Source organism: Pseudomonas citri (genome assembly GCF_025336485.1).
Classification (GTDB): domain Bacteria; phylum Pseudomonadota; class Gammaproteobacteria; order Pseudomonadales; family Pseudomonadaceae; genus Aquipseudomonas; species Aquipseudomonas citri.
The window spans coordinates 343,089-350,742 of sequence record NZ_JAODAB010000005.1 but is presented as its reverse complement, the minus strand read 5'-3'; the positions used below and the strand labels follow the sequence as shown (position 1 = coordinate 350,742).

Annotated in this window: 7 protein-coding genes; 3 read left to right on the top strand and 4 right to left on the bottom strand. The window is 60.4% G+C overall.

The annotated features are described in order from the left end of the window. Nucleotides 1–288 precede the first annotated feature (288 nt). From N4Q37_RS08900 to N4Q37_RS08890, 3 genes are all read right to left on the bottom strand, one after another. Nucleotides 289–1,947 (bottom strand): cation acetate symporter, encoded by a 1,659-nt coding sequence (locus N4Q37_RS08900; protein WP_260957033.1) that lies wholly within the window; start codon nucleotides 1,945–1,947, stop codon nucleotides 289–291. Further along, entirely contained in the window at nucleotides 1,944–2,255 is a 312-nt protein-coding gene (locus N4Q37_RS08895; RefSeq protein ID WP_260957030.1) for a DUF485 domain-containing protein, read from the bottom strand. Before N4Q37_RS08895 ends, N4Q37_RS08900 begins: the two co-directional genes overlap by 4 nt. Nucleotides 2,256–2,572: 317 nt before the next feature. Further along, nucleotides 2,573–3,427, bottom strand: a complete 855-nt coding sequence (locus N4Q37_RS08890; RefSeq protein ID WP_260957028.1) for a glycine betaine ABC transporter substrate-binding protein — start codon at nucleotides 3,425–3,427, stop codon at nucleotides 2,573–2,575. Nucleotides 3,428–3,635: 208 nt separating this feature from the next. On the opposite strand from N4Q37_RS08890, the gene N4Q37_RS08885 reads away from it, so the two are divergent. Together N4Q37_RS08885 and N4Q37_RS08880 are read left to right on the top strand one after the other, a co-directional pair. Beyond that, on the top strand, nucleotides 3,636–4,934 hold the full coding sequence (locus tag N4Q37_RS08885; protein WP_260957026.1) for a serine/threonine protein kinase: 1,299 nt from the start codon (nucleotides 3,636–3,638) through the stop codon (nucleotides 4,932–4,934). Continuing rightward, nucleotides 4,927–5,715: an MlaA family lipoprotein gene (locus tag N4Q37_RS08880; protein WP_260957024.1), complete on the top strand. Its 789-nt coding sequence runs from the start codon at nucleotides 4,927–4,929 to the stop codon at nucleotides 5,713–5,715. The genes N4Q37_RS08885 and N4Q37_RS08880 overlap by 8 nt, the downstream gene beginning before the upstream one ends. A gap of 64 nt (nucleotides 5,716–5,779) precedes the next feature. On the opposite strand, the gene N4Q37_RS08875 is transcribed toward N4Q37_RS08880, so the two are convergent. After that, nucleotides 5,780–6,694, bottom strand: coding sequence for a DUF808 domain-containing protein (locus N4Q37_RS08875; RefSeq protein ID WP_260957023.1), 915 nt, complete (start codon nucleotides 6,692–6,694; stop codon nucleotides 5,780–5,782). 132 nt (nucleotides 6,695–6,826) lie between these two features. Between N4Q37_RS08875 and N4Q37_RS08870 the strand changes: the two genes are divergently transcribed. Continuing rightward, nucleotides 6,827–7,435, top strand: a complete 609-nt coding sequence (locus N4Q37_RS08870) for a TetR/AcrR family transcriptional regulator (protein WP_260957022.1) — start codon at nucleotides 6,827–6,829, stop codon at nucleotides 7,433–7,435. Nucleotides 7,436–7,654: the final 219 nt, after the last annotated feature.

Genomic DNA, 7,654 nt, shown 5'->3' with positions numbered 1-7,654 from the left:
CGCCGGATAGATTTAAGCAAGCCAACCACACCACCCGTTAATCAGTATTGCAAAAATGGGGGTGACCATAGATTTTTATGCCTCCAGGTTGCGTTGCTGTCAGCACTGACGCCATCGCGAGCAAGCTTGGCCCCCACAGAGATCTGTAGGGGATATTGACTCTGTGCCCCCCCCTGTGGGAGCAAAGCTTGCTCGCGATGACGTACTCGCAGACAGCACAGACAAAAATACCCCAGCCTCTCGGCCGGGGTATTTCTTCAAACGCTACTACGCCTGCAAGTCACCGCATCAGTGGTTAACCGCCCCACTCGCCCCCAGCCCCGTCTGCGAACGCACGAACTGCGGGAAGAACAGCGCCCGCTCATTCTCCGCCGCGGTCGACTTGTCGGTGATGGAGAAGAACCAGATACCGATGAAGGCAATGATCATCGAGAACAGCGCCGGGTATTCATACGGGTAGATCGGTTTTTCATGCCCCATGATCTGTACCCAGATGGTCGGACCGAGCACCATCAGGCCGACGGCACTGATAAGGCCCATCCAGCCACCGATCATGGCACCACGGGTGGTCAGCTTCTTCCAGTACATCGAAAGCAGCAGCACCGGGAAGTTGCAGCTTGCCGCGATGGAGAACGCCAGGCCCACCATGAACGCGATGTTCTGCTTCTCGAACAGGATACCCAAGCCGATCGCCAATACCGCCAGGGCGATGGTGGTGATCTTCGAGACACGGATCTCGTCCTTCTCGTTGGCCTTGCCTTTCCTGATCACGCTGGCGTACAGGTCGTGGGACACCGCCGAGGCGCCGGCCAGAGTCAAGCCCGCGACGACCGCCAGGATGGTGGCGAAGGCCACGGCCGAGATGAAGCCCAGGAAGACACTGCCACCCACCGCGTTGGCCAGGTGCACCGCCGCCATGTTGTTGCCGCCAAGCAAGGCACCCGCCGCGTCCTTGAAGGCCGGGTTGGTGCTGACCAGCAGGATCGCGCCGAAACCGATGATGAAGGTCAGGATGTAGAAGTAGCCGATGAAGCCAGTGGCATACAGCACGCTCTTGCGCGCTTCCTTGGCGTCGCTCACGGTGAAGAAGCGCATGAGGATGTGCGGCAGGCCAGCGGTACCGAACATCAGCGCCAGGCCCAGGGAGAACGCCGAGACCGGATCCTTCACCAGGCCGCCGGGGCTCATGATCGCCTCGCCTTTAGGGTGAACCTTGACCGCTTCGGCGAACAGCGTGTTGAAGTCGAAGTTGACGTGTTTCATGACCATCAGGGCCATGAACGAAGCCCCCGACAACAGCAGCACGGCCTTGATGATCTGCACCCAGGTCGTGGCCAGCATGCCGCCGAACAGCACATAGAGGCACATCAGGATACCCACCAGGACCACCGCGACGTGGTAGTCCAGGCCGAACAGCAACTGGATCAGCTTGCCGGCACCGACCATTTGCGCGATCAGGTAGAACGCCACCACCACCAGCGAACCGCTGGCAGACAGGGTGCGAATCTGGGTCTGGCCCAGGCGATAGGACGCCACGTCGGCAAATGTGTATTTACCCAGGTTGCGCAGGCGCTCGGCGATCAGGAACAGGATGATCGGCCAGCCCACCAGGAAGCCGATGGAGTAGATCAGCCCGTCATAGCCGGAGGCGAACACCAGCGCGGAAATCCCCAGGAAGGACGCCGCCGACATGTAGTCGCCGGCAATGGCCAGGCCGTTCTGGAAACCGGTGATCCGACCGCCCGCCGCATAGTAGTCGGCGGCCGACTTGCTGCGCTTGGACGCCCAGTAGGTGATGCACAGGGTCGCGCCAACGAAGACCACGAACATGACGATGGCGGAGACGTTCAGGGGTTGTTTCTGCACCGCACCGGTGAGGGCCTCAGCCGCCCAGGCACCCGGTGCGAACGCGGCGATGCTCAAAAGAGCCAGTAGACGACGGATCATTGCTGAGCCTCCTTGAGAATCGCATTGTTCAGGTCGTCGAACTCGCCGTTGGCGCGTCGCACATAGATAGCGGTCAGGACGAAGGCCGAGACGATCAGGCCGACGCCGATGGGAATGCCCCAGGTGATCGTCGACTCGGGCGAGATCTTGGCCCCGAGAATATGCGGCCCGTAGGCAATCAGAAGAATGAAGCCGGAATACAGCCCAAGCATGATCGCCGAGAGAATCCAGGCGAATCTTTCCCTTTTTCTCACCAGCTCCTTGAAGCGCGGGCTGTTTTGAATCGAGAGGTAAATGCTGTCGTTCATTGTTTTTATCCTCGCAGCACAGATTTAAGTGGAACGACTCTACTCTATGCGGCTCAAGGCCAGGTTCCAGACGACCTTAGTATTAGAACGACATGACGGTCTTGCCAGTTTCCAGCAAAACTATCGCGCCCCCCTTGCAGGAGTGGGCTTCTGTGGGAGCAAGGCTTGCCCGCGATAGCATCGCCCCGGTATCAGGATCAACCGAAGCACCAGCATCGCGGGCAAGCCTTGCTCCCACAAGGATGCGCGCAGGCACCACAAAAAAAAACCGCATGACTCAACGTCATGCGGTTTTCGGGATTACCAGACCAGGCCGATTACTTACCGGTCCACTCCTTCACGCGATCCGGGTGCTTGGCAACCCAGTCCTTGGCAGCGGCGTCAGGCTTGGCGCCCTCTTGGATCGCCAACATGATCTCGCCGATTTCGTCTGCCGACTTCCATTGGAATTTCTTCAGGAAATCAACCACTTCTGGCGCCTTGGTGGCCAGTTCCTTGCTACCAATGCTGTTTACGGTTTCAGCCGCGCCATAGACGCCTTTCGGGTCTTCCAGGAAGCGCAGTTTCCACTTGGCGAACATCCAGTGCGGCACCCAACCGGTGACGGCAATGGATTCGTTCTTCTTCTCGGCACGGGTCAGCTCGGCAATCATGCCGGCGCCGGAACTGGCCTTGAGTTGATAACCGGTCAGGTCGTAGTCCTTGATCGCCTGTTCGGTCTTGAGCATCACGCCTGAACCGGCGTCGATGCCGACAATGCGCTTCTTGAAGGACTCGTCGGTTTTCAGATCTTCAAGGGACTTGGCCTTGACGTACTCCGGCACGATCAGGCCGATCTTGGCGTCCTTGAAGTTGGGGCCGTAGTCGACCACCTGGTCCTTGTTCTTGGCCCAGTAGTCGCCATGGGTCACCGGCAACCAGGCCGAGAGCATGGCGTCGAGCTTGCCGGTGGCTACGCCCTGCCACATGATCCCGGTCGCAACCGCTTGCAGCTTCACGTCATAGCCGAGCTTCTGCTGGATGACTTCGGCTGCCACGTGGGTCGTCGCGACGCTGTCGGACCAGCCGTCAACGTAGCCGATGCTCAGGGTTTTGGTTTCGGCGCTGGCCAGTGTGGAGCTGATCGCCAGTACCAGTGCGGCACCTGCGCCCAAGAGTCGTCGCATCTTCATCGTGTACTTCCCCGAAAGTGCTGCGCCCGACGGATGTCGAGCGACAAGTGTAGGCAACTATCCACTTACCCGCTGCAACGTGTATCGTTCCAGCGCTGTCTGGCCCTTATTCAAGTCTGTTTCATGCCCGCTGTGGCACTTGGCTCGGCTTCGGTGGTCATAGCCTGCAAATTCAATCCGATACTTTTCTCCCTAAGGGATTCAGTCAATGCCCCGTTCCTTGCGCTTCGCTGCCCTGCTCGGCGGCCTTTTCCTGAGTGCGTCCGCGCTGGCGGTAGATATCGACGCCGCCAGCTATGGCTATCCCTTGACCAACCCATTCGAGGCAACCATCGCCACGACCCCGCCGGAGCTGCGCCCGGACTTGCCGGCGATCGAGGACATCCACCAGGCGGACCACAGCCTGACCCTGCGCCCGGAGCGCGAGTTCATCCTGCCGGACAATTTCTGGCCGGTGAAAAGCCTCACCTACCGCATGGCCACCCAGGACAAACCCGCGCCGCTGATCTTCCTCATTGCCGGTACCGGCGCTCGCTACGACAGCACGCTCAACGAGTACCTCAAGCGCCTCTACTACAAGGCCGGCTACCACGTGGTGCAATTGTCCTCGCCCACCAGTTTCGACTTCATGAGTGCAGCTTCGCGCTTCGCCACGCCGGGGATCAGCAAGGAAGACGCCGAAGACATGTACCGCGTGATGCAAGCGGTGCGCGCGCAACATCCGAAGGTGCCGATCACGGAGTACTACCTCAGTGGCTACAGCCTCGGCGCACTGGACGCCGCTTTCGTCGCCCACCTGGACGAAACCCGGCGCAGTTTCAACTTCAAGAAAGTGTTGCTGCTCAACCCGCCGGTGAACCTCTATACCTCGGTCACCAATCTGGACAAACTCGTCCAGACCCGGGTCAAGGGCATCAACAGCACCACCACCTTCTATGAGCTGGTGTTGAACAAGCTGACCCGCTACTTCCAGCAGAAAGGCTACATCGACCTCAATGACGCTCTGCTGTATGACTTCCAGCAGTCCAAGCAACACCTGAGCAATGAGCAGATGGCCATGCTGATCGGCACCTCGTTCCGTTTCTCGGCGGCCGACATCGCGTTCACCTCGGACCTGATCAACCGACGCGGCCTGATCATCCCGCCCAAGTTCCCGATCTCCGAGGGCACCAGCCTGACGCCGTTCCTCAAGCGCGCACTGCAATGCGATTTCGACTGTTACCTCACAGAGCAGGTGATTCCGATGTGGCGGGCGCGTACCGATGGCGGCAGCGTGCTGCAACTGGTCGACCAGGTCAGCCTCTATGCCTTGAAGGATTACCTGCACGACAGCCCGAAGATTGCCGTCATGCATAACGCCGACGACGTCATCCTCGGCCCGGGGGACCTGGGTTTCCTGCGCAAGACCTTTGGCGATCGCCTGACGGTTTACCCCTTGGGCGGGCATTGCGGCAACCTTAATTACCGCGTCAACAGCGACGCCATGCTGGAGTTCTTCCGTGGCTAAATATCTCCTGCTTATCGTCGCGTTGATGGGGGCGGGCCTGGCCTTCGCCGAGGACAGCAAGCCCCCCGCGCCCGCCGTGCTGGATGCCGACGGTTTCAAGGAACCGCTCGGCCGGCTCAAGTTCAACCCGGGGCTGGACCAACGCGAATTCGAGCGCTCGACCCTCAATGCACTGAACGTCTACGATCCGCTGGAATCGTGGAACCGCCGCGTCTACCACTTCAACTACCGCTTCGATCAATGGGTGTTCCTGCCCGTCGTCGATGGCTACCGCTATATCACCCCCGGCTTTGTGCGCAGTGGGGTCAGCAACTTTTTCAATAACCTGGGCGACGTGCCGAACCTGATGAACAGCCTGTTGCAGTTCAAGGGCAAGCGTTCGATGGAAACCACGGCGCGCCTGCTGCTCAACACCACCATCGGCATCGCCGGCCTCTGGGACCCGGCCACCGCCATGGGCCTGCCGCGCCAGAATGAAGATTTCGGCCAGACCCTGGGCTTCTACGGCGTGCCCGGCGGCGCGTACATTGTGTTGCCGATCCTCGGCCCGTCGAACCTGCGCGACACCTCGGGCCTGCTGGTGGACTACACCGCCGAATCGGCGATCAACTTCCTGAACGTGTCGGAAGTCAGCGCCAACCACCCGGAACTGCTGTTCCTGCGCGTCGTGGACAAGCGTTACCAGACCGGCTTCCGCTATGGGCAACTGAACTCGCCGTTCGAGTATGAGAAGGTGCGATACGTGTATACCGAGTCGCGCAAGTTGCAGATTGCCGAATAAATAACTGTCGGCCTCCAAGCACTGTGGCGAGCAGGCTCGCCACAGTGCTCAGGTGTTGCCAGGCTTAGCCCTTCAGCGCTTTCCAGACTTTGCCAACCGCCATCACACCGACCAACACCGCTGCCCCCGCGACAATCCCCGCCACCGCATTGAGCAACATCGGCACGATAAACCCGACACCGCCAGCGCTGGCCGTCACGCCTTCGATCCAGTGATGCACCACCGGCACACCGTGGGTGAGGATGCCTCCGCCCACCAGGAACATCGCCGCAGTACCAATCACCGACAAGCTTTTCATCATGTAAGGCGCTGCGCGCAGGATGGCATCGCCGATGCGCTTGGCGGCCTGGCTCGATTTTTGCGTCAGCCACAAACCCAGGTCATCGAGCTTGACGATCCCCGCCACCAGACCGTAGACGCCGATCGTCATGACGACGGCGATGCCCGACAGGACGATCACCTGCTGGGACAGCGCCGCATCGGCGACGGTACCGAGGGTGATGGCGATGATTTCGGCGGACAGAATGAAGTCGGTGCGCACCGCGCCCTTGATCTTGTCCTTTTCAAAGGCCACCAGATCGACCGTCGGGTCGGCCACCGCCTCGACCAGTTGCACGTGCTCGGCCTGGTCTTCGGCCGCGCTGTGGAGAAACCTGTGGGCCAGTTTTTCGAACCCTTCGAAACACAGGTAGGCGCCACCCACCATCAACAGCGGCGTCACCAGCCAGGGCACGAAGGCACTGATGGCCAGCGCCGACGGCACCAGGATCAGCTTGTTGATAAACGAGCCCTTGGCCACCGCCCACACCACCGGCAGTTCCCGCTCGGCACGCACGCCTGACACCTGCTGGGCATTGAGCGCCAGGTCATCGCCGAGCACGCCGGCGGTTTTCTTGGCGGCCATCTTGGTCATCAATGCAACATCGTCGAGCACAGTGGCGATGTCGTCGATCAGTACCAGCAAACTGCTTCCAGCCATGGAGGGCCTCCTTGAACGATAATGCCGCGCAGCATACCGCGAGCCGCAGTGCCACGGGGGCATTCTTGAGCGCCGCGCGAGGCCGGTGCTACCATGCCCCACCGCCAGAACAGGCAAGGAACCCCTGGGTTTATGAGCACTATCCGCGAGCGCAACAAAGCATTGATCCTGCGTGCCGCCAGCGAGGAATTTGCCGACAAGGGCTTCGCCGCGACCAAGACCAGCGACATCGCGGCCAAGGCCGGCCTGCCCAAGCCCAACGTCTACTACTACTTCAAATCCAAGGAAAACCTCTACCGCGAGGTCCTGGAAAGTATCATCGAGCCGATCCTCCAGGCCTCGACCCCGTTCAACGCCGACGGCGTGCCCGGCGAGGTGCTGAGCCATTACATCCGCTCCAAGATCCGCATCTCCCGTGACCTGCCTTTCGCCTCGAAAGTCTTCGCCAGCGAAATCATGCACGGCGCTCCCCACCTGAGCCCCGACCTGGTGGAACAACTCAACGCCCAGGCCCGGCACAACATCGCCTGCATCCAGACCTGGATCGACCGCGACCAGCTCGCCCCCATCGACCCCAACCACCTGATGTTCAGCATCTGGGCCGCCACCCAGACCTATGCCGATTTCGACTGGCAGATCACCTCGGTGACCGGCAAGGCGAAGCTGGATGAGGCGGATTATGAAGCAGCGGCGCAGACGATTATTCGGTTGGTATTGAAGGGGTGTGAGATCGAACCCTAGGGTTTAGACCTCATCACCTTCATCACGAAAAAGCTCGCCCCTACTGTCAATACTGTTCATTTAAGAGCTAGAGCGAGTCACCCGTAATCTGTGGCGAGGGAGTGTCCGGTTGCCGTCATCATGCCGTCCAACCCGGCCAGTCCGGCAAATGCACCCAGCCCGATCCATAACAACGCAACGACCTGGATGCGCCGAATGGGGCCAGTTGCCTGGCCCGCT